This is a genomic window from Shewanella sp. SP2S2-6, from assembly GCF_031931965.1.
Taxonomy (GTDB): domain Bacteria; phylum Pseudomonadota; class Gammaproteobacteria; order Enterobacterales; family Shewanellaceae; genus Shewanella; species Shewanella baltica.
In genome coordinates, this window is record NZ_JAUOEQ010000004.1 from 36027 (window position 1) to 57162 (window position 21136).

Annotated in this window: 23 protein-coding genes and 1 tRNA gene; 7 read left to right on the top strand and 17 right to left on the bottom strand. The window is 44.0% G+C overall.

Going from position 1 to position 21136, the window contains the following annotated elements:
* Nucleotides 1–91: 91 nt before the first annotated feature.
* From Q4Q57_RS04730 to Q4Q57_RS04800, 15 genes are all read right to left on the bottom strand, one after another.
* Nucleotides 92–910, bottom strand: coding sequence for a flagellin (locus Q4Q57_RS04730; RefSeq protein WP_311890008.1), 819 nt, complete (start codon nt 908–910; stop codon nt 92–94).
* A gap of 253 nt (nt 911–1163) precedes the next feature.
* A complete protein-coding gene (locus Q4Q57_RS04735; RefSeq protein WP_311890010.1) occupies nt 1164–1985 on the bottom strand; it encodes a flagellin in 822 nt (273 codons plus the stop codon).
* A 94-nt stretch (nt 1986–2079) separates the two neighbouring features.
* Nucleotides 2080–3291: a flagellar hook-associated protein FlgL gene (gene flgL / locus Q4Q57_RS04740; protein ID WP_311890011.1), complete on the bottom strand. Its 1212-nt coding sequence runs from the start codon at nt 3289–3291 to the stop codon at nt 2080–2082.
* Between the two features lie 11 nt (nt 3292–3302).
* Nucleotides 3303–5228: a flagellar hook-associated protein FlgK gene (flgK, locus tag Q4Q57_RS04745; RefSeq protein ID WP_311890012.1), complete on the bottom strand. Its 1926-nt coding sequence runs from the start codon at nt 5226–5228 to the stop codon at nt 3303–3305.
* A 40-nt stretch (nt 5229–5268) separates the two neighbouring features.
* Complete coding sequence (flgJ, locus tag Q4Q57_RS04750; protein ID WP_259579477.1) at nt 5269–6411, bottom strand: flagellar assembly peptidoglycan hydrolase FlgJ; 1143 nt, start codon at nt 6409–6411, stop codon at nt 5269–5271.
* A gap of 17 nt (nt 6412–6428) precedes the next feature.
* Nucleotides 6429–7520 carry a flagellar basal body P-ring protein FlgI gene (locus tag Q4Q57_RS04755; RefSeq protein ID WP_006082420.1) on the bottom strand — a complete coding sequence of 364 codons (1092 nt, stop codon included), beginning with the start codon at nt 7518–7520 and terminating at the stop codon, nt 6429–6431.
* Nucleotides 7521–7531: 11 nt separating this feature from the next.
* Nucleotides 7532–8206 carry a flagellar basal body L-ring protein FlgH gene (gene flgH, locus Q4Q57_RS04760; RefSeq protein WP_011847314.1) on the bottom strand — a complete coding sequence of 225 codons (675 nt, stop codon included), beginning with the start codon at nt 8204–8206 and terminating at the stop codon, nt 7532–7534.
* An 11-nt stretch (nt 8207–8217) separates the two neighbouring features.
* Nucleotides 8218–9006, bottom strand: coding sequence for a flagellar basal-body rod protein FlgG (gene flgG / locus Q4Q57_RS04765; protein WP_006085642.1), 789 nt, complete (start codon nt 9004–9006; stop codon nt 8218–8220).
* A 10-nt stretch (nt 9007–9016) separates the two neighbouring features.
* Nucleotides 9017–9760, bottom strand: a complete 744-nt coding sequence (gene flgF / locus Q4Q57_RS04770; RefSeq protein ID WP_126491503.1) for a flagellar basal-body rod protein FlgF — start codon at nt 9758–9760, stop codon at nt 9017–9019.
* A 172-nt stretch (nt 9761–9932) separates the two neighbouring features.
* Entirely contained in the window at nt 9933–11294 is a 1362-nt protein-coding gene (gene flgE, locus Q4Q57_RS04775) for a flagellar hook protein FlgE (protein ID WP_311890017.1), read from the bottom strand.
* Nucleotides 11295–11375: 81 nt separating this feature from the next.
* Nucleotides 11376–12146, bottom strand: coding sequence for a flagellar hook assembly protein FlgD (gene flgD / locus Q4Q57_RS04780; protein WP_220590745.1), 771 nt, complete (start codon nt 12144–12146; stop codon nt 11376–11378).
* A gap of 24 nt (nt 12147–12170) precedes the next feature.
* Entirely contained in the window at nt 12171–12587 is a 417-nt protein-coding gene (gene flgC, locus Q4Q57_RS04785; RefSeq protein WP_006085646.1) for a flagellar basal body rod protein FlgC, read from the bottom strand.
* A 2-nt stretch (nt 12588–12589) separates the two neighbouring features.
* Nucleotides 12590–12994, bottom strand: coding sequence for a flagellar basal body rod protein FlgB (flgB, locus tag Q4Q57_RS04790; protein ID WP_006082429.1), 405 nt, complete (start codon nt 12992–12994; stop codon nt 12590–12592).
* Between the two features lie 143 nt (nt 12995–13137).
* Nucleotides 13138–13977, bottom strand: coding sequence for a CheR family methyltransferase (locus Q4Q57_RS04795; RefSeq protein WP_006082430.1), 840 nt, complete (start codon nt 13975–13977; stop codon nt 13138–13140).
* A 99-nt stretch (nt 13978–14076) separates the two neighbouring features.
* Complete coding sequence (locus Q4Q57_RS04800) at nt 14077–14997, bottom strand: chemotaxis protein CheV (RefSeq protein ID WP_311890018.1); 921 nt, start codon at nt 14995–14997, stop codon at nt 14077–14079.
* 205 nt (nt 14998–15202) lie between these two features.
* Between Q4Q57_RS04800 and flgA the strand changes: the two genes are divergently transcribed.
* The 3 genes from flgA (at nt 15203) to Q4Q57_RS04815 (ending at nt 16737) form a co-directional block, all read left to right on the top strand.
* Nucleotides 15203–15910, top strand: coding sequence for a flagellar basal body P-ring formation chaperone FlgA (flgA, locus tag Q4Q57_RS04805; protein ID WP_311890019.1), 708 nt, complete (start codon nt 15203–15205; stop codon nt 15908–15910).
* A 75-nt stretch (nt 15911–15985) separates the two neighbouring features.
* Nucleotides 15986–16309, top strand: coding sequence for a flagellar biosynthesis anti-sigma factor FlgM (gene flgM, locus Q4Q57_RS04810; protein ID WP_107948432.1), 324 nt, complete (start codon nt 15986–15988; stop codon nt 16307–16309).
* Nucleotides 16310–16311: 2 nt separating this feature from the next.
* On the top strand, nt 16312–16737 hold the full coding sequence (locus tag Q4Q57_RS04815) for a flagella synthesis protein FlgN (protein WP_006082434.1): 426 nt from the start codon (nt 16312–16314) through the stop codon (nt 16735–16737).
* A 135-nt stretch (nt 16738–16872) separates the two neighbouring features.
* Here Q4Q57_RS04815 and Q4Q57_RS04820 read toward each other — a convergent pair whose 3' ends face one another.
* On the bottom strand, nt 16873–17322 hold the full coding sequence (locus tag Q4Q57_RS04820; protein WP_106651095.1) for an LPP20 family lipoprotein: 450 nt from the start codon (nt 17320–17322) through the stop codon (nt 16873–16875).
* Complete coding sequence (locus Q4Q57_RS04825; protein ID WP_311890020.1) at nt 17319–17951, bottom strand: FlgO family outer membrane protein; 633 nt, start codon at nt 17949–17951, stop codon at nt 17319–17321. The genes Q4Q57_RS04820 and Q4Q57_RS04825 overlap by 4 nt, the downstream gene beginning before the upstream one ends.
* Before the next feature lie 279 nt (nt 17952–18230).
* On the opposite strand from Q4Q57_RS04825, the gene Q4Q57_RS04830 reads away from it, so the two are divergent.
* The 4 genes from Q4Q57_RS04830 (at nt 18231) to Q4Q57_RS04845 (ending at nt 21126) form a co-directional block, all read left to right on the top strand.
* On the top strand, nt 18231–19397 hold the full coding sequence (locus tag Q4Q57_RS04830) for a flagellar assembly protein FlgT (RefSeq protein WP_311890021.1): 1167 nt from the start codon (nt 18231–18233) through the stop codon (nt 19395–19397).
* Between the two features lie 55 nt (nt 19398–19452).
* Nucleotides 19453–19528 (top strand) — tRNA-Arg (locus Q4Q57_RS04835).
* Between the two features lie 51 nt (nt 19529–19579).
* A complete protein-coding gene (locus tag Q4Q57_RS04840; protein WP_311890022.1) occupies nt 19580–20872 on the top strand; it encodes a 6-hydroxymethylpterin diphosphokinase MptE-like protein in 1293 nt (430 codons plus the stop codon).
* Nucleotides 20872–21126 carry a hypothetical protein gene (locus Q4Q57_RS04845; protein ID WP_263196067.1) on the top strand — a complete coding sequence of 85 codons (255 nt, stop codon included), beginning with the start codon at nt 20872–20874 and terminating at the stop codon, nt 21124–21126. Before Q4Q57_RS04840 ends, Q4Q57_RS04845 begins: the two co-directional genes overlap by 1 nt.
* The last annotated feature ends 10 nt before the right edge of the window (nt 21127–21136 follow it).

Sequence of the window (21136 nt, forward strand, 5' to 3'; positions counted from 1 at the left end):
TACACTATAAAGCTTGATTAACCTTTTAATGTGGCAAAGGGAGATCCGTCGCCGAACCTCCCTTATCACTTATCAACTTTACTACTTTATATTACAGTAGTGATAAGGCCACTTGAGGTAATTGGTTAGCTTGTGCCAACATTGCAGAACCCGTTTGTTGTAACACTTGATTCTTAGTCATTTGCGATGTTTCTTTCGCAAAGTCAACATCTACGATACGGCTCTTAGCATCGGCAACGTTTGCTTGTGTATTTGCGCTGTTGCTAATGTTATGTGCTAAACGGTTTTGAATAGCACCCAAATCAGCGCGTTGTGCGTCAATAGTCTTAATCGCTGCATCAATTTTTGCTAATGAAGATGCACGGTTAGCTGAAGTAGCATTCGTTAATGAACCAACTGATAATGACGTTTTATTACTCGCTTTTACAGTAACTTTAATGTCTTCACCGTCTTGTGCGCCCACTTGGAAACTCTTACCGGCTGAAAACCCACCAGCTAATAGTTTAGTAGTACCAAAAGCAGTTGTTTTACCAATCTCATCGATTTCAGTAGCCAACTGATCCATTTCTTTTTTAAGAGCATCTAAATCGGCAGAACTGTTTGCACCGTTTTCAGACTGAACCGTTAAATCACGCATGCGTTGTAACATGTTAGTTTGTTCTTGCATTGCACCTTCAGAAATTTGGGCGATAGAAATTGCATCGTTGGCGTTGCGCATACCTACATCCAAACCACGCACTTGGCTGTTTAGACGGTTCGAAATTGCTAAACCTGCAGCGTCGTCTTTTGCGCTGTTAATACGTAGACCACTGGATAAACGTTCCATTGAAGTGGCCAAACCGCCTGCAGATGTGTTTAAATTCTTTTGAGCTTTTAATGATGTGACGTTTGTGTTTACTGTAATGGCCATGATTCGTTTCCTCTTTATACCTGGCTTGTGAACTTGCCTGTCTACTTAAGCCAGGCGGGTCTTAGTGGTTACAGTATATTTAACGGCAGCACCTTTTTTATCTTTAGGATTATTTTTAAAAAATAATAACTTTTTAAAAATAATCATTTTTTTCAAATAGATAACTATCTTTAATAAAAACTTTGCCTACTTTCCTAGAAGATTCTAGAACAAGTAGGCAAAAGCACTTCAATACCATTGCACATCAATGGCATTAACCAAGGAGAGATAGTGCAACTTGAGGTAACTGGTTAGCTTGGGCAAGCATTGCAGAACCCGTTTGTTGTAATACTTGATTCTTAGTCATTTGTGAGGTTTCCTTCGCAAAATCAACATCCACGATACGACTCTTAGCGTCAGCAACGTTTGCCTGAGTATTTGCGCTATTACTAATGTTATGCGCTAAACGGTTTTGAACAGCACCCAAATCTGCACGTTGCGCATCAATAGTTTTAATTGCGGCATCAATTTTAGCCAAGGATGAGGCTCGATTAGCAGATGTTGCGTTCGTTAAACTTGCTACAGACAATGAAGTTTTATTACTCGCTTTTACAGTAACTTTAATATCTTCACCATCTTGAGAGCCTACTTGGAATGTTTTGCCTGCTGAAAAAGAACCTGTTAACAGTTTCGTGGTACCAAAAGCAGTCGCTTTACCAATTTCATCAATTTCTGTCGCCAGCTGATCCATCTCAGCTTTCAACGCTGTTAAGTCCGCTGAACTGTTTGCACCATTTTCAGACTGAATCGTCAAATCACGCATACGTTGTAACATGTTCGTTTGTTCTTGCATCGCACCTTCGGCGATTTGAGCAATTGAAATCGCATCATTTGCATTTCGCATCCCCACTTCTAGACCGCGTACTTGGCTGTTCAAGCGGTTAGAAATAGCTAGACCCGCAGCGTCGTCTTTAGCGCTGTTAATGCGCAAACCACTTGATAGACGTTCCATCGAGGTCGCTAAACCGCTACTAGAAGTATTTAAATTCTTTTGTGCCTTCATCGAAGTCACGTTGGTATTAACTGTAATAGCCATGTTGAGTTCCTCTTCCTAGTTATACCGCCAAGGCTTGGAGCTTGGCTAAATTTTTAACAATTTATCTTACAGATGGATAGGTACTTGCTTTCTGTTAAATAAAGTCGAACAGGGAAACAGAACCCACCTTACTAAACACGTTAGAGACTGCGTTCAATGCAAGCTGCTGCTTTTCAAATTCCGTAATCGCTGATGCATAATCGAGATCTTCCAAGAGTGATAGTGCTGAAGTGTTCACCACTTTCTCCTCGGTATGAGTCTCTGTGTAACTTTCGACAACTTTCAGATTATTCCCCGCCACACTTCTGGCAGAACTAATTTGATTGACGCCACTATCAACGTTATTCAATATCTGTGCCAACTGCGCTCGCCCTTGGGGAGTGTTGGCAGAATTAGGATCTTCAATTAATGCAATCGCACTGCTGATCGTATCGAAAATACTGACTTCGGCCTGCGGCTCCATGGTGAAACTATCGCCAGCGCTGGGTTTTCCATCAATTTTAACGTCTATACCATTAAAGCTAACGGGATTGGTCGCATCAAAATTAGCGACGTTTGCGACAGGATTATTAGCAGAATCGAGCACTTGTAAATTAGTACCACCGGCACCATTATCAGTGAAGTTAAACGTATATGTATCAGCCACATAAGTTGCTGCATCAGCAATTTTCGCCGTTTTAACGCTAAACTCACCCTGCTGGCTGGCCAAATAATTGACGCTATAATCACCAAGTCCATTGGGGGCTTTCATAAACGCGCTATCGCCAGGGATGTTTGTCCCCATGGCCACACCCGTTTGCACTAAACTATTTCTGACGCCAGAATCACCGCTATACACAATTTTAGGCGGCGTCGAGTTATCAAAAGCAAAAGGTTCTTTATCGGTACTGAAACCGGAGAACATATAATTGCCAGATTCATCCTTACTATTCGCAATAGAAAGCAACTCTTCCAAGCTGCCTTTCATCTCATCGGCAATCATTTGCCGCTCAGTTTCAGATAGTGTGCCGTTTATCGCGCGCATAACTTGCTCACGCATCGAGCCGGTTAAATCTTCAGCACTACCGAGTTTACTTTCAGTTACAGCAAGACGATTCGTTGCATAATCAATGTTCTTAATGAACTGATCGACGAGTGCATTTTTTTGATTCAGATTATCGATACCCTGTGACGCCACCGGATCGTCACCCGCTGTATTGACTTTCTTACCACTACTCAATTGGTCAAGAATTTTGCTGGTCGCTGTTTGCTTTTGCAGCACACTGGTAATGCTTTGATTAAAAATCTGCGCGGATGATAATCGCATAGTTAAATCTCCTAACGCACTGAGGATAATAAAGTGTCAAAAATCTGCTGTGCGGTCGTCATGATCCGCGCAGAGGCTTGATAGGCTTGCTGAAAACGCATTAAATTTGCAGCTTCTTCATCTAAGTTCACGCCCGACTCACTCTCTACTCGCGCATAAGCTTGTTGATACACCGCCTCTGCCGAACCAACACGCACTTCAGCCGCTTTCGTTTTACTGCCTACCTCGAGCTTAGTGTTCTCGAACACATCAGCTAGGGTCGACTTTCCCCCATTCATCACATTACTTTCGCTCAACTTAGCCATAGCGACAGCATTAGAGTTATCCCCCGCTGCGAAGGATAAATCGAAGGTAAATCTGTCATTGCCTGCAGCCGCTTTGCTGTCAACTTCAAAGGTAAAACCAAAAGCGCTAATACTCGGAGGCGTATAAGGGGCTGCAGCCCCAAGGGATGTTCCCGCGGCGTCGAATGCTTCATAGGTTGGAGGCACAACTGTGGTATCGAGCTTTATCGTCAACTCACTGCCCGTTACAGGGAAATTTGCGGCATTGCGATTGCCAATTTGAGTCAACTTAACTTGAGTATTACCCGAGTTAGCGGCATCAGCGGTAATCTTTGGGGATGCGGCGGCAATGCCTTTAGGGTCTTTCATGACCACTTCAATGCCATTTGAGGCGCCCGCTGTCGGGCGAATGGCAAAACGATCGCCAGACGCCATAGCGCCTGCTTTTATGTCAATTGAAAATCCAGCACCACCCGATAAAGTCGAGCCAGTTAACGTCAGTGGCGTAATTGCCCCCGTTTTCGAATCTCTCAGCTCATAAGTTGCAGGCGCAGTAAATGACAGTTCATAGGCACCGCCAGTTAATAAACTGGTGTCATCTATGGTAACGCCTAACGTTGCATTACCCGCATTATCAGAAAAACCTGCTACACGACCCAAGGACATCATAGGATCGTTGATATCTTTAAAGATATTGGCACCGACTTGCCCATTGAGGTCAATGCCTTGCGCTTGCATTTTGTTGAAGTTATCCGCCACGCCCAACGCTAATTGGTCAAGCTCATGACCTGCGGGAATTAACGTCTGGTCACGATAATCAAACATGGCTCCTAGCTGACCGCCAAGTTTACTTGGGTCAACTGTAACGCTTTGCGAGCCAATACTTGAGTTAAGCTGTAACTCTTTAGGAAATGGGTTACCCGCTTGAGTTCCCATACTCATGGCAATCTCACCGGAAACCAGCATCACAGAGCCACCGAGCATGATACTCTTTGCGCCATTTTCTTGCGGGATGACATTCACTTGGGCGTACTGGCTTAATTCTTGAACGAGTGCATCTTGCTTATCGAGTAACTGCGCATCTTGATTCGGTGACTTCATCAGCTCTAGGTTTAAGTTGGCAAGTTCTGTACTGATCTCATTAATACGCTTAGTCATGCCGGTTATCTGGTCATTGGTTTGATCGAGCTGACCATTCAAATAAGACTGCATCTGATTCAGGCTACTGGCGACTTGCTGCGCATTCGTTAGGGTTGAGCTGCGGATGCCCAAATCTGCGGGTAAGTCCGCCACGCTATTCATACCTGCAAACAGGTCATTTAAGCTTTGTGGCGCAACTTTGCCTATTTGTGAAAATAGCTGATCGAGTTCACTCAATTTACCGTAGCTGGCTTCGGCGGCACTGAGCGTTGTTTGGCCAATGCGCAACTCTCTTGCGGCATAGTCATTGTAGATACGCTTAACGTCATTAACGTAAGTTCCAGTGCCATAAAAGCTATTGCCTAAACGCTGTGATTCTAGAGTCGACTGAGTTGCCACTTGTCTGTGATAACCCGCGGTATTGGCGTTAGCAATGTTATTACTGGTGACACCCAGTTGCGACTGGGAGGCAAGCACCCCAGTTCGCGCAATATTCAGCAGATCAACGGCCATTAGTTGACACTCCTATGAACAAACAGGGTTGTAAGGTTCATCATTTGTCTTCTCCTGGCAGAATTGATTTCAGCTCTTCACTGATGGACTGCATCACTTTAATGACTTTTTCAGCATATCTAGGATCTGTGGCATAACCTGCATCCTGCAAAGCTCGAATAAACTGAGTTGGCGAAGCCGCCACTTTCTTCGCATCTTGATAACGATCGCCTTCTGCAATGAAGGACACAAAATCGTTGAAGCTATGCTCAAAGTCACTGTAAACACGGAAGTCGGCTTTTTGCTGCACAGCCACACCGTGTTCGAATTCTAAGGTACTGACGTTCGCTTTATCACCCTGCCAACGGCGATCAGCTTTAATATTGAATAGGTTATGACTTGGCGCGCCGTTATTGCCGCGAACAATTTTTTGTCCCCAGCCAGTTTCAAGTGCCGATTGCGCCAACAATACTTCTGGTTGAGTACCTAATGCTTTGGCGGCTTTTTCAGCGTGTGGGTATAAGGTCGCCAAAAACTCTTCGCGACTACCGAAACGGACTATCTTCTGGGTTTCCCTAAAAGCTGCCGTCGGCAAAACTTGGCCGCTAATCACGGGGTCGACGACAGAAAGTGACTGTTCGCTCCAGCTTGGCTTAGGTGTATCAATTGCCAGTAAACGATTAGGCGTATCAATGTCCATTGATGAGTTTGCATCCATGGCTCTATCGGGCTCAAATGCTGGTCGAGCAATGGCAGCGGGAACACCATGGTTAACAACTGTGGGTTCAACCGCTGGCGCCACTGCACTCTGCATTGGCACGTTAAGGGCTTTAGCATCATGGAGCATTTTCATACCGCCATCGTCGCGTAATACCGATGCTGGCGTGAAATGACTGGTTTCTGGGGAGAGTTGCTGCACCATCATATCGGCAAGGCCCAATACCCCTTTGTCAGATAAATCGACCGATAACTGCTGATCGCGCATCTGCTCGTAAAACTTAGTGTATTGGCTATTGAGAGGACTATCAGACTGAAAAACCGCATTGGCATCGCGCATACTTTTCATCAGCATTTGCACGAAAATACCTTCAAATTGTTGGGCGACCTTTTTCAAGGCGCCCTTCTCATCCTTCTGAGCCTGGGCGCGGAGTGAATCTAAGCCGCCCAGGTCAAGAAAATGTGATGAACTTGAAAGCTTTTCCATGATTTTCCCGACAGAAATTAGATGATGATAAGTTCACCATGCAAAGCTCCTGCCACTTTTAACGCTTCAAGTATTGCTAACACATCTGAGGGGGCTGCACCGACCAAGTTAACCGCTCTAACCAGCTCATCCAGCGTAGTGCCAGGATTAAACATAAACATACGGCGGTCACTTTCTGTCGCTGTAATCGTACTATTGCTCGTGACGGTTGTTTGACCATTGGCCAAGGCGTTTGGCTGTGAAACCTGGGTTGCCTCAGCAATCGTGACGGTCATGCCGCCATGGGTAATCGCCGCTGGGAGTAAGCGCACGTTTTGCCCAACCACTATGGTTCCAGTGCGTGAGTTAACGATCACTTTGGCAGATTCTTCTGCGGGGATAACATCGAGGTTTTCAAGCGTTGCTAAAAAAGACACCCGTTGTGATACATCACGCGGAGCACTGACCTGCACAGATGTTGCGTCTAAAGGACGCGCCATATCAGGGCCTAATAGCTCATTAATCGCATCGGCCATCCGTTGTGCGGTAGAAAAATCAGAACGACGTAAGTTAAACGTCAAATAATCGCCGGTTGAAAATGGGGTCGCCACACTGCGCTCGACAATCGCGCCATTGGGTATACGGCCAACAGTTGGAGTATTTTGGATCACCTTTGAACCATCTAAACCATCGGCACTAAAACCACTCACCACTAAGCTTCCTTGGGCTATGGCATACACATTACCGTCAACGCCTTTCAAAAAGGTTTGCAATAAGGTGCCGCCGCGTAAACTTTTGGCTTCGCCTAAGCTAGATACGGTGACGTCAAGATCTTGACCCGGTTTTATAAAGGCTGGCATATCGGCGTGTACGGCAACCACAGCGACGTTTTTAATCTTTGGTTTGACGTTGTCAGGAAGATTAATACCGAAATTTTTCAGCATAGTCATAAAGGTCTGTTCGGTATAACTGGTTTTTTCACCCGTTCCCGGCAAACCAACCACTAAGCCATAACCGATCAACTGGTTACTGCGTACGCCCTGCACATTGGCAATATCTTTAATTCGTTCAGCCTGACTAGGTAGAGAAAACACTAGCACGGCAACGGCTAACACCAGTTTATATTTCATGATACGACTCCTTAGAAGGGCCACCAGTCGCTCATAAAGAACTGGCTTAACCAGCCCACTTTTTGAGCATCTGCGAAAGTGCCAGTGCCACTGTATTGAATACGGGCATTGGCCATTCGCGTTGAATCGATAGTGTTATCGGGTTTAATGTCCTGCGAGCGAACCAGACCTGTGACGCGAATAAACTCATCACCGTTGTTGATTGAGATCCATTTTTCGCCGCGGATCACTAAGCTGCCGTTGTTCAGCACTTGCATCACGTTTGCCGAGATGCTGCCATCTAAACTATTGCTCTGATCCGCATCCGATTCACGTTTAGTGTTCATGCTATCTTTATAACGTAAATCAAGTGGCACACCGCCAACGGAGATATTACTGCCACCGGCGAAGATAGGATCTAAGCTCATGTCAGAACCTTTTTTGATCTGATTGCCTGCACTCTTCTTAGCTTGAGTCGACTCTTTCAAAACGATAGTGATAATGTCGCCAACTTTGTGAGCACGTATATCCGAATACAAGCTAGATGCTTGACTGTCTTGATAAATAGAACCAGTCGCGGCAATTTTTGTCGGCGGTGCCTCTGGGTATACCGGCGCATAAAAGGGATCATCCGCAAGGGGTTTCTTTTGCGTCGAGCTACAAGCTGCAAGCAATAACGCGACGGCCAACACAAGATATCTAGCCATGATGTTTGCCTCTATAAATTTTGAGTCACGTAAGACAGCATCTGATCTACCGCTGAAATCACTTTAGAGTTCATCTCGTAAATGCGCTGACTTTCGATAAGGTTCACCAGTTCTTCGGTCACGTTAACGTTAGAGGTTTCTAAGGCGCCTTGGCGAATCGCTCCCATGCCATCTAACGAAGCGGTACCTTGAATTGGCGTGCCACTCGCACCGGTTTCCGTGTATAGGTTTTGCCCCATGGGATCTAGACCCGATGGATTAATAAAATCCGTCATAGTCAACTGACCCACAACTTGGTTCTCTGCTGTACCTGGGGTTTTCACTGAAACTTCACCCTCCGCGGAAACGGTAATACTGGTCGCATTGTCAGGAATAGTGATCGCGGGTTGCAGCAAGTAGCCAGAACCGGGTGTCACAATCTGGCCCGTATCGTCTAAGGTAAACTGACCGTTTCGGGTATAGGCCGCAGTACCATCGGGTAGCTGGATTTCAAAAAAGCCGGGGCCTTCAATCATCAGATCCAATGAGTTATCCGTAGTCAGCATGTTGCCTTGGGTAAACATTTTCTGCGTGGCGACGACTTTGGTACCCGCACCTATGTTTAACCCATTAGGTAACTTAGTGTTAGAAGCGCTGACACCGCCCGCTTGGTTAACTGTTTGGTAAAGCAAATCTTCAAATACTGCGCGACTTTTCTTGTAGCCCACAGTGCTGGCGTTCGCCACGTTGTTCGAGATCACCGCAATGTCAGTTTGCTGTGCGTCTAAGCCAGTTTTACTAATCCATAACGCCGGATGCATAATCTATCTCCTAACTAATACGCATTAATGAAGATGAAGCGCGATCATTCTCTTCCGCGGTTTTCATCATCTTGACTTGCAATTCAAACTGACGCTGAAGGTCAATCAAAGACACCATTTCATCGACAGGGTTAACGTTACTGCCTTCCACTGCGCCACTTTCAACTGCGACGAAAGGATCAGCTGGTGCTGGTTCTCCTGACATTTGTCGAAATAATCCATCTTCACCACGCATCATCTGCGCATTACCGGGATTAACGAGTTTCAAGCGACCAACTTCTTCCACCACTTCAGCGGTAGCGCCCTGAGGTCGAACAGAAATAATGCCATCCTGAGAAATTGAAACCTTCTCAATAGGGAGCGGCAACACTATGGGGCCCGCATCTCCCATAACAGGATTTCCCCTGTCATTGTGTAGTAAACCCGTAGAGTCGAAACTTAAACTGCCTGAGCGGGTATAGGCTTCACTGCCATCTTTTGCCTGCACGGCAAACCAGCCGTCGCCTTTAATGGCAACATCGAGATCTCGTCCAGTGGTTTTTATGGGACCAGAGCGAAAATTAGCTGACGGAGATTCTGTCATCGCAAATACCCTGGAAGGCAACCCTTCACCGAAGGCTTGCATTGAGCGAGCTTGTGCCATATCGGATTTAAAACCGTCGGTATTAGCATTGGCTAAGTTGTTCGCACGGAGCGCCAGCTCATTCATATTTTGCTTGGCGCCACTCATGGCGACATAAAGGAATTTGTCCACAGACTGCTCCGTCAAATTTTCTACATGACAATAGCAAAGCAAGCATCGTGCCAATAAAGTTGACGTTTAATTTACTGATAGAATTGAAGAATAAGGAAATGAAGTGAATTGATAGCAGGATAAAGGCTAAGTGTTGCCACTGGCGGCAACACTTAGTCAAACAATGTAATGATTAGCGGATTTGTAATACGGTTTGTTGCAGTGTGTTGTTCACTTCAAGGGTACGAGAGTTCGCTTGGAAGTTACGCTGCGCCGAAATCAAATCGACCAGTTCAGTGGTCAAATCGATATTCGATTGCTCTAACGCCGATGAACTTATGCTACCAAAAGTACCACTGTTTGCCTCACCAGCAAGAGCTGGACCAGAATTCAAACTGGCTTTCCACGACGTATTACCTACTTGTGTTAAACCTTGTTCGTTAGCAAATCGAACCAAGGCAACTCGTGCTAAAGGCACAGTTGAACCGTTCGAGTAACTTGCAGTAATTAAACCATCAGCACCAATTTCAACGTTAGTTAAACGACCAACCGTCGTACCGTCTTGTGTTAACTCTGTTGCTGCAAAAGGAGCAGCATATTGCGTTGGCGCATTAAACTTAATTGTTAAGTCTTGAGTTCCATCCGCTCCAGCACCTAAAACGCCTGCACCACCCACACCTAAAGTCTCAGTCTTAACGACCGCTGGATCACTACCGGTATAGACACCAACAGAATTGAACTTAAGTACAGAGCCCTTCCAACCGCCGGTTGTTTGCGCTGTACCGGTTGAGTCAGGGTTACCATCGCCCGTAGTATCCGTTTGATAAGTACCAGCAGCACCAGCTAGATCGACTTGTTTACCATCAATAGCGTAATAAGCCACCCAATTGCTCTCTCCATTATAAGAGGCATCATTAGGCTTAACAAAATAGGTTGTCATGATATGTGGCTCACCGAGTGAGTCATACATAGTCATTGAGGTAACGTTATTGTATGTCTTAGGGTCTAGAGGATCGAATGCAGCAGGGTCAAGGGTACTTTCCTTAGCATTTAGATTCATTTGTAAACTGACATTTTCAGTTTTTACTGGGCTACCTGCAGTATCAGGGATCTGCACTGGTTTCGCTGTAGTCAAACTTACCGATGTCGAATTACCATCTTTATCCACAGGGAATGTCTGCAAAAAATTACCAGCAGAATCCACCATGTAGTTATTTGAATCGACTTTAAATGCCCCAGCTCGAGTAAATGAATGGTCAAGACTGCCTATTTCAGAAGCAGTGACAAAAAAACCACCACCTTTAATTGCCATATCGAGTGAATTACTTGTCAACTGTAAGCTGCCTTGATGGAATTGCTGGGCGACTTGACTCGTTGCAACACCACCACCGACAGCAGTTTTAGAATTTGAAAAGATAGAATTAGCGTAAACATCCGCAAATTCAGCACGAGACTCTTTAAAGCCAATGGTATTCGCATTCGCAATGTTGTTCGCCGTGGTGTTTAAATCTTTCTGTGCGGCAGAAATGCCACTCAATGCAATGTTAAACGACATAATTCACCTCTACTTTTGACTCTATTCAATTGCGGACAACTAACGCCCAATTCGGATTCTAAAAAATTATCTTGTATAAATTTAAGTTTCAGACACAGCTAACACATCGGTTAGCTTGATCCCCATACCGCCTCTCAAGTTGAGAATGGCGCCAGTACTGGCCGTACCAAGAGAGACACTGGTCACATGGGCATAAGTTGAAACAGGCAGTTCTTGGGATTTTCCATCCACTAACCCACTCGCCTTAATCGTATAGTTGCCTGCGGTCACAGGTTTTCCATCTTTATCTAAACCATCCCAGTTCACATCGACGTTACCACCGTCACTGCCATCGACTTTAAAGGTGGTCACAACTTGGCCCTTCTCATCTTCAACACGCACAGTAATCTCTGGAATTTTATTAGGGGTACTGACCACACCTTTCATCGTTGGGCTTTCAGCTGAAATATTGCCAGTATCAGTTGGGATCAACACCTTGCGACCAACGAGTCCCGATGCCTGCAGTGCTTGGCTCGACGTCATAACACTGTTTAAGTTAACTATTTCATCATTTAACTTACTGATACCATCAACTGTCGAAAATGATGCCATCTGCGCAATCATTTGGTCGTTGTCGACGGGCTTAAAAGGGTCCTGCATCGATAACTGTTGGCTTAATAACGAGAAAAAGTCATCTTGAGTTAACTGTTGGCTTTTCGCTTCCGGTACTATCGAATCTTTTGGCAGTCGTATGCCATCAAGAAACGGATTACCCGTTGAACTGGTTGATGAATTGGTCGTCACAGCATTTGATTGACTCTTATTTTGAGCCGTCTGCGTCGATGCTTGGTTAATTTGATTAATGAGGCTCACAGCTTACCTCCTAAGTAACACATGTTATTTACCCATCCCAAGTGTTTGTTGCAGCATAGACTTAGCTGCTTCAGCGACCTGTACATTCATTTGATATGAGCGCGAAGCAGAAATCATATCTGCCATTTCTTCCATGACATTAACATTCGGTTTATAAATAAAGCCGTCCGCATCCGCCATTGGATGATCGGGCGAGTATTCTTTTAGTAGTGGTTTATCACTTTCAACAATGCCTTTTACCGCAACACCTTGAGAGGCTTGTTGCTGACTTTGGGCTTTGGCCATTTCAGCTTCAAAAATAGGATGACGGGAACGATAGGTCTTATCTACGCTACTCGAGACGGAATCAGCGTTAGCTATGTTACTCGCCGTGGTGTTCAACCTGACCGATTGAGCCGACATTCCAGAGCCAGCAACATCAAATATGCTAAATAAACTCATGATTAATCCCCTCTCAGCGCTTTCTTCATGCCACTAAACTTACTGTCTAAAAAGCCTAATGACATTTGATATTCAAGGGCATTTTGCATGAATGCCGATTGTTCCTGTTGGATATCAACGGTATTGCCATCACCGGTATCGGGTTGATTTGGCACACGGAACTTAACAAATTGACCCGTCAACTCAGCAAGACCAAAATGCTTGTCTGACTCTTGCATTTCAAGACTATTACGCTGCTGTTGTTGGCCACGGGCGGCCTGCATTGCCGCAGAAAAATCAACATCACGGGCTTTATAATGTGGCGTATCGGCGTTAGCGATATTGCTCGAAATGACTTCAGCTCGCTGCGCTCTAATACCGAGAGTGTACTGATGCACACCCAGTGCATTATCAAAATTGATCGCCATAAAATTGCCTCCTCGTGTTACTCACGGAAATAAAGCAATTCATGTGCCAACATAGTGGAATAATGAGAATAACAATGGGGATGAGCAAGTGATGGGTAAAAAATTACCGACAAATGTCGGTAATTTTCTTTAAAGAAGCAAACTTAAGTCTTTTTCTGGTAATAAATCCCAGGATTACAACGGACCATGTCAAACTCATCCGTTAAACCAGCTATAGATTCAGAAGCACCAAGAAATAAGATCCCTTTGGGATTAAGAGCGGCAGCAAATTGCCGCAAAATTTTTGCCTTTGCCTCAGGCGCAAAATAAATCAGCACATTGCGGCAAAAAATAATGTCGAACTTACCAAGTAAGCTATAACTCTCAAGCAGGTTATGTGCCCTAAAGTTCACCAAACGCTTAACATTATCCTTTAACTTCATATTGCCTGAAGGTAAAGCATCAAAAAACTGACGCTTACGCTCTTCGGATAAACCGCGCGCTAATGCCAAGCTATCGTACTCAGCATTTTTGCAACGTTCCAACATGGAAGGCGATAAATCCGTAGCTTGAATTGACGCACTGCCCGCAAGCGCACCAGGCTTCTTCTGTTGATACTCAAGAATCGTCATCGCCAGTGAATAGGGTTCTTGCCCGGACGAACACGCGGCCGACCAAATCTTAAGTGGACGACCTAAACGACTATACTCAGGTAACAAAACGTTATGCAATAACTCAAATGGATAACGATCACGGAACCACAGGGTTTCATTGGTCGTCATAGCATCAATCACTTCTGCCCGAAGCGCACGTTCCGTTGGCTTCATCGAATGCTTAACCACATCGGATAAGGATGGCAGGTTATATTTCCCCATTAAAGGAGCAAGACGACTGCGCACCAGATATTGCTTATTTTCACCCAGTACGATGCCGCTGTGTTGCTCTAAGAACAACCTAAATTGATTATATTCAGCCTCAGCGAGTGATTTATTTGGCACATTCACATCCTAAATCCTATTGCAAGCACCAAAATCAGTGCGAAACCATCATGTTACAAAGTCGAGATTATAGCGTAAAGCATATATAGGTACTAACTACTGAACTTACAAACTTAAGTGCTTATTCACTGCAGCAGCCAGTTCGTCGGGATTAAACTTAGCGATAAAGTCATTGGCCCCCACTTTTTGAACCATTGCCTGATTGAATACTCCACTTAACGACGTATGCAGTACCACTTTAATATGCTTGAGCTTAGGATCATCTCGGATCTCCGCGGTCAGGGTATAACCATCCATCTCAGGCATCTCAATGTCTGAGATAATAAGAGGGATTTCATCGGCAACATTGTCCATTTCTTTGGCGATTTCTTTGAGCTTATCTAATGCTTCTCGGCCATCTTTTGCGGTATCAATTTGTAAGTTCAATGACTCGAGTGAACGAATAATCTGCTTACGCGCCACGGCAGAATCATCGATAACCATAATATGATAATGCTGGGTTCTGTCGAGGGTCAGCTTTTCATTGGCTTCTTCACTGATGGCAGTTTTAACCGGTGAAATCTCATCTAAGATTTTTTCAACGTCGAGAATTTCAACCAATTCACCTTCAATCTCAGTTACAGCCGTCAGATAAGAATAACGACCCGCACCTTGAGGAGGAGGCATAATCGCTTCCCAATTCATGTTGATAATCCGCTCAACCGAACTGACTAAGAAGCCTTGAACGCTGCGGTTATATTCAGAAATAATGATGAAGCAGTTTTCAGTACTCGCTAAAGGTCTACCGCCTGTTGCCGCACTCAAATCAATAACTGAAATAGTCGTACCGCGAATATGCGCGACACCTTTTACAAAAGGATTAAGTTTAGGCAAAGTGGTCAGTGGTGGGCACTGCAGTACTTCTTTCACCTTAAACACGTTAATCCCAAACCGTTGACGACCGTTTAACTTAAAAAGCAGCAATTCTAAACGGTTTTGACCAACGAGCTGGGTTCGTTTGTTGACTGAATCAAGAATACTCGACATAACTCTGCCTTGTTGTTCTGTTTATGTACGGCCCTATGACTCGTTTGAGTATAGGCATATTAATTGCTTACGTCTTATCTATCGATAAACATAGTCGAAACTGAGTCAATCTTCTGACAGTGGTGCAAATTATTATTACAGTGGTCAGCTTCGAACTTGATAAAAGTATAGGTGCATTCTGGCGTTACAAGCTAGTCTCTTCATTATGAAAGTAAATTTAGTCTGTTTTTTTAGTGTTTTCACCCTCTTCATGCCCGCTTTTGCGAGTGCAGAGCCTATGGTTCCCACCGTATCGGCCATCTCAGAATTAGCTAAAGCGCTTATTTCAGAAAAAATATCTGTGCCAACTAATGCCAAAGTCGATATTTCGCCGCAATTAGTTGACGCAAGAATGCTGCCGTCACAATGCTCGTCGCCGATTAAGGTTGAATTGGCGAGTGACAGGGAAATTAGTCGTAATAACACCCTAAAAGTCAGCTGCGATACGCAAGAGCTCGCTTACCCTTGGCAAATTTATATCTCGGTGAGAGTGGATATTTTATTCCCCGTTGTGGTCACAACTGAAACCTTAGCGCCTGGCGAACTCATCTCCCCTAGCCAAGTTGAAATCCGTTACATTGAGCAAAATAGTTTGCGGGGCGCTGAATTTAATGACCCTAGTAAATTAGCTGGTGTGCGAGTCAAACGACGCGTCTCAAAGGATAATCCCATATTAAGCAACAACTTATGCTTTGTGTGTAAAAACGACTCGGTATCTATCTATGTTCGTTCTAGCTCATTCGAACTCAAAACAGTAGGCGAAGCCCTACAAGATGGCAATAAAGGCGATCGGATCAGAGTCAAAAATAGCAGTTCAAACAAAGAACTAGATGCTATAGTCACGGGCATTGGCGAAGTTGAAGTAAGAATGTAAAATAATCTAAAGCTTTTTTATAAGCTGCCGATACCCCAGTTAAGAAATCCCGTACACACGACGCTGGAGCCGAAAATGGCAATTGATATTAGCAAACTCAACACTGCAACGACCGCACAAGTTCGTTCAGGTGCAACTAAAACTAGCAGCGATCAATCTGCTCAAGTTGCCACAAAATCGACAACACCACAAAGAAGCGACTCAGTGGTGATTACAGCGCAAGCGCAACAACTGCAAGGAGCTCAGACTAAAATGGCGAGCCTTCCTGAAGTTGATCAAAAGAAAGTGGCCGAAATTAAACAAGCTATCGCCGAAGGCCGCTACAAAATTGACCCCGAAAAGTTGGCTGCCAATATTGCAAGTTTTGAAGCCGAACTTAATGACTTGAATAAAGAGTAACTATGACTGAAATAGCTAAACTGGTAGATCTACAACACGCCCATTTGGCTGTTCTTAAGCAAATAATACTCAAGGAAAAAGGCGCTTTGGTTGACCAAAACGCCGATTTACTGCTTTCTCTTGCTAACGAAAAATCACAATGTCTGAAAGAACTCAAGACTAATGACGATATTCTGGCAAACCACACTGATAAGTCTCAACTCACTCAGCAAAGTGAACTCGTGCATAAAATGGCCGTTGTCAAAGACGCATTAACTGAATGCAAAGAACTGAACGATCAAAATGCCAGTTTAATTGAGATGAATTTAGCCAGTCTCAATCGCTTCGCTCAAGCTTTACAAGCCAGTAGAAACGCCTCCAGCCTTACGTATAACGATAAAGGCAAGACCTCAACTATCTCAAGTTTAGGTAATGATTTAAAAGCCTAACAGGCGCATCAATTCCCACTCTGTATTTCCAGCCTCTAAACTTTGATTAAAGATTAAACTTTGATACTTTGCAGAAAAAGAAAAGCCGCATACTACTCGTATAGTTAGCGGCTCAATAGAGTCATGTAGAAATGACTAGAAATACGTGACTTCTTTCACTCGCTGTGGACGACTCTGTTGTTGATACAGTGCCCATACCCGTGAAAAATCCAGTTCTAACTCAGTGACATAATGATCGCCAGCCGGATAACTCTTTACAACCCGCGCCCCACGGATCACCCCAGAAACCGACGCTTTAACATTATCGTCCGTCAACATCCAATCACTGACACTGCTGTTTGCCGTTATTTTCTGCCCATATACTTGTTCCGCTAATTCACGGTAGGCCACAATTTTTGATGCTTGCATGGCCATCAACACTCTTTGTGATTGCTCTTTAGCCGGTTGAGTCGCTAAAGGCGCATATCCTATGGCCGTTAACTTAGGAAAACTCGGCGGCGGCACATCTTCCCATTGCACATATCTATCTTTAGCCGCGCAGCCAGTTAGCATTAGCGCCGCAATAAATAACAGGTAGCGTTTCATTTTCCATCTCCTAAAACACGCACTTCATTCATGCCTGAACTCGTCTGACGATATAAGACGCCATTTTGTGACACAATTTGCTCCGATGGCTGCATGTAGTTTGCCAACTCTTTTTGAGTCACAAACGTTTGAGAGGCCGATACCACGCGATTGTTACTTATATTCACAATCCGAGTATTGATCGCCATACCATTGGTAACTGGGCTCATAGTCGAAACGACAAGATGCTCAACGGGAAGATTTTTCGACAATTGTTGCCAATCTCGCGTCAAAATAAAATCCCCATTAGCCGTCACTCTCAAGCCATCTGCTAAATTTAAATCAACCACATTAAACTGAAAGCTATGGAGCGACGTCATTAATCCTTGCTGTAACTGCTGCGCCAACGCATTTGTGCCATTCATGTCACCCACTAATACAGGGGTTGTGACCACAATAGGCTGATCTGAACGCAAAGCATCATTTTGCTTAACGAGCTCTGTCACAATTCGCTGTGCTAAATGGTTGATCACTGCCGTTGGCGGCAACCCATTGCCATCCACTAAACTCGGCTTGGGCGGTGTAACCGATTTAGCCACGCATCCACCTAACATAATCAATGTTAAGGGAATAATTACACGCTTTAGCATTGGATTTACCTCATTTGTGGGTGTACTGGCAATTAAATAACTCACACTCTATGCGTTTCATTTTTGTGAGTAACAAAAGCCAGCAATCTTCAGACCAAAATTGCTCCAGCCCGACAATATTATGCTCATACGCTGTATATCGACTGCGCCAATGGAAACTTTATCGAAAACTCTCGTTACTCAGGCATGAAATTTGCTTTGCCGGTATATTAGATTAAGTGTCAGGAAACTGGCTCGATTAGCAAGCTCGCCAATAGCTTAGCGATAAGGATTGTATTGATGCACATACCACGTTCAGCTTCGCTCATCATTTTGAGCCTTGCACTGCTGTCTTTGCCTACTCGGGCCGAATGGATAGAAGCCAGTGGTGAAGCGACTATTATCAATGGTAATACGGCTCAAGCAAGGGAAGAAGCGATTAATCAAGCCGTTAGCTATGCTACATTAAGCACAGGCATTCAAATATCCAGTGAACAACAAACCTCTAACGGAAACCTTACACAAAATAATTTTGCGATAAATCGCAACGCCCAAGCTATCAGCATCCAACTCGTTAGCGAACGAATCCAGGGAAACAAAATTTATGTGTCCCTACGACTCGATCTAAATGATGATCCTACGCAGCAGTGTCCAAATGGACAATTAAAGGCCGCGATTCTAATCCCTCAAGCACAAATCAAAGATCGTACTCAGCTCAGATATGGGCAGCTTTCAGGTTTTGAAGAAGTTATTTCAGAAAAACTTGGTAGTGTTATAGACGATTACTCCGCCACAGGCTTTAGCCACACTCACGCTAAAGAACTGCTCGATATTAAACAAGACCTAGTGGATATTCGCGGTTATCGACTCCCAAGCTGGCTCAGTGAAATTACCGACAGCCAATATATCCTCCAACCACAAATTATGGATATCTCAATGGAGCCAGTGCAGGCAACCTTCCTAGGATTTTGGGATGAAGCTCCACTCAGGCAATTCCAGTTCAAACTTAGCCTCTATCATGGGATCAGTGGCGAAGAAGTTTGGAGTAAAAGCTACAGCACATCGGCGCCATGGGAATTTGAAGAACAAGCCATTATTGCCCCGAATACGGACAGATTCTGGCGATCATCCTATGGCAAAAATATTACTAAGTTAATGCAACAGGCTACCCATGATTTAGACAGCACACTCAATTGCAGACCCTTACTCGGCCAAGTCGTAAGCCGCCAAGCGGACAGGATCATTTTAAATCTCGGCCGTAAACATGGCATTCGTGTTGGGGATAAATTCCAAGTCGTATTACAGCAAAACCTACCGGATAGACTCAATGAAATGCGCGCAGTCGCAACCAAAAGTCGAGCCACGGTAAAAATTGAACAAGTGAGTGAAGAAAGCTCAACAGCAGTACTTGTAGACCAAAATGCGGCCTACAATGTGCAGATAAACGACATAGCGCTTAAGATTTAAGCAACTAAATCATAAGCCTTTTAATCAGAGATAAAACCAGTATAATCACTGTCGTCTCTCTATAGCTCAACAGGATAGAGCAGCCGCCTCCTAAGCGGCCGATCGGGGTTCGAGTCCCTGTGGAGAGACCAGATAGTGACCTTGGTGATATCAAACTCCCAGAAATCTTCCGGAGAAACGGAATGACTGAGCTATTTGCGTCTAATCTCAATATTATCGTCAAGCGTTGGCCTATCGTAGCAGCTGCAATAAAATCAAGTCCATTTGATCACCTTAAAGCTCACTTAGTTATTGGAAGTAATCAAACAATCAGTGTTAATGGTATTCAATTAAGCAGCCGACACGATCGTATTGCAGAAGCCAAGCTGTACATCAATACCCTTCCAAAAGATGTAAATAGTGTGACAGTTTATGGTGTGGGTATGGGAGATGTTCCGACACTATTAATTGAAAAAAACTCGATTAATACGATTAAAGTCTGCTTGCTTAATACATCACTATTCTCATTATTGATCACCTATACAGATCAATCAGAATGGCTTAGTCATCCCAAAGTTCAACTACTCGAGCCCCAAAAACAAAATCGCCTTGATCCGGTCTATATTGCCATCACCCCAGACTTAAGTTTAGTCTCAAATGAAAATGCCAGTTTACGTGATTTGCTGGTTTACGAAAATAATATAGAATTTGTGAATAGCAAACATAAATTAGATGACCCTGTAATTAAAGCAAGATTCTCAGAGAATCTCTCTTTTCTCAAATTAGATCCTGATGCCGCAATGTTAAAATTAATACACAAGCAGCACACAGCTTTTGTCATAGGATCTGGCCCTACACTCGAGGAACATTACGGTTATCTAAAATCACAGCGTGAGCGGCCTAGCAATGATAGGCCATTGCTGATAGCAGTAGATACATCGTTCAAAGCATTAATGGGACAAGGTATTATTCCTGATATTCTCGTTAGTATCGAGCATAATATTACACAAGAGCATCTACCAGAAAGTATTCCTGAAACAGTAACGCTAGTCTATTTCCCTAGAATACCCGCGAAAGTAATTAGTTCTTGGCCTGGTCCTCGTTTTAATGCGTATTCAAAAGGGAAAATTTACGATCAGCTTCATAAAACATATCCAAAATTACGTTTATTTACTAATGGCAGCGTGATTCATCCAGCCATAGATCTTGCAGTACACTTAAATATCTGGGAAATTACATTATTCGGATGTGATTTTAGCTATCCAAATAATAAAACCCATGCATTTTGGAAGGATGGTGAAATTGGGCCTAAGGCGGGGAATGCAAAACACTGGATAATCAATGGTAGAGGCGAGCGAGTTGCAACTGATCTTAACTTTAGAGCCTACCTTAGAAACTTGGAACATTATATAGCAACTAAACCTCGTATAAAGTTTTATCAATCAAACCTATCTGGTGCGAAAATCAAAGGAACTCAATTCAAGGATTGCAAATAATGCTGCATAATAATCAAGCCTTAGACGTTCAACTAATTAATACAGCGCAACAATTCCGTTTGGGAAAAGAGGCCGAAGCCTCTAAAAGATTAAGAAATTGCATAGATTTACTTGAGTCAGAACTGAAAAAATTAAAGGATACATCAGCCATTTCTAACATAATACCATTAATGTTAGCCGCTCAAGAACGACAAGACTGGCTTGGACTTGCAGATTATTTAGAGTATGAATTAGCTTATATTCTAAACAACTAAAATCACTTTA

Bases quoted from the DNA above. Each gene is read 5' to 3' on its own strand.
- Q4Q57_RS04730 (WP_311890008.1), bottom strand. From the start codon at position 910: ATGGCCATTACAGTAAACACAAACGTCACATCATTAAAAGCTCAAAAG.
- Q4Q57_RS04735 (WP_311890010.1), bottom strand. From the start codon at position 1,985: ATGGCTATTACAGTTAATACCAACGTGACTTCGATGAAGGCACAAAAG.
- flgL (WP_311890011.1), bottom strand. From the start codon at position 3,291: ATGCGATTATCATCCGCGCAGATTTTTAATCAAAGCATTACCAGTGTG.
- flgK (WP_311890012.1), bottom strand. From the start codon at position 5,228: ATGGCCGTTGATCTGCTGAATATTGCGCGAACTGGGGTGCTTGCCTCC.
- flgJ (WP_259579477.1), bottom strand. From the start codon at position 6,411: ATGGAAAAGCTTTCAAGTTCATCACATTTTCTTGACCTGGGCGGCTTA.
- Q4Q57_RS04755 (WP_006082420.1), bottom strand. From the start codon at position 7,520: ATGAAATATAAACTGGTGTTAGCCGTTGCCGTGCTAGTGTTTTCTCTA.
- flgH (WP_011847314.1), bottom strand. From the start codon at position 8,206: ATGGCTAGATATCTTGTGTTGGCCGTCGCGTTATTGCTTGCAGCTTGT.
- flgG (WP_006085642.1), bottom strand. From the start codon at position 9,006: ATGCATCCGGCGTTATGGATTAGTAAAACTGGCTTAGACGCACAGCAA.
- flgE (WP_311890017.1), bottom strand. From the start codon at position 11,294: ATGTCGTTTAACATTGCATTGAGTGGCATTTCTGCCGCACAGAAAGAT.
- flgC (WP_006085646.1), bottom strand. From the start codon at position 12,587: ATGAGTTTATTTAGCATATTTGATGTTGCTGGCTCTGGAATGTCGGCT.
- flgB (WP_006082429.1), bottom strand. From the start codon at position 12,994: ATGGCGATCAATTTTGATAATGCACTGGGTGTGCATCAGTACACTCTC.
- Q4Q57_RS04800 (WP_311890018.1), bottom strand. From the start codon at position 14,997: ATGTCGAGTATTCTTGATTCAGTCAACAAACGAACCCAGCTCGTTGGT.
- flgA (WP_311890019.1), top strand. From the start codon at position 15,203: ATGAAAGTAAATTTAGTCTGTTTTTTTAGTGTTTTCACCCTCTTCATG.
- flgM (WP_107948432.1), top strand. From the start codon at position 15,986: ATGGCAATTGATATTAGCAAACTCAACACTGCAACGACCGCACAAGTT.
- Q4Q57_RS04815 (WP_006082434.1), top strand. From the start codon at position 16,312: ATGACTGAAATAGCTAAACTGGTAGATCTACAACACGCCCATTTGGCT.
- Q4Q57_RS04820 (WP_106651095.1), bottom strand. From the start codon at position 17,322: ATGAAACGCTACCTGTTATTTATTGCGGCGCTAATGCTAACTGGCTGC.
- Q4Q57_RS04825 (WP_311890020.1), bottom strand. From the start codon at position 17,951: ATGCTAAAGCGTGTAATTATTCCCTTAACATTGATTATGTTAGGTGGA.
- Q4Q57_RS04830 (WP_311890021.1), top strand. From the start codon at position 18,231: ATGCACATACCACGTTCAGCTTCGCTCATCATTTTGAGCCTTGCACTG.
- Q4Q57_RS04840 (WP_311890022.1), top strand. From the start codon at position 19,580: ATGACTGAGCTATTTGCGTCTAATCTCAATATTATCGTCAAGCGTTGG.
- Q4Q57_RS04845 (WP_263196067.1), top strand. From the start codon at position 20,872: ATGCTGCATAATAATCAAGCCTTAGACGTTCAACTAATTAATACAGCG.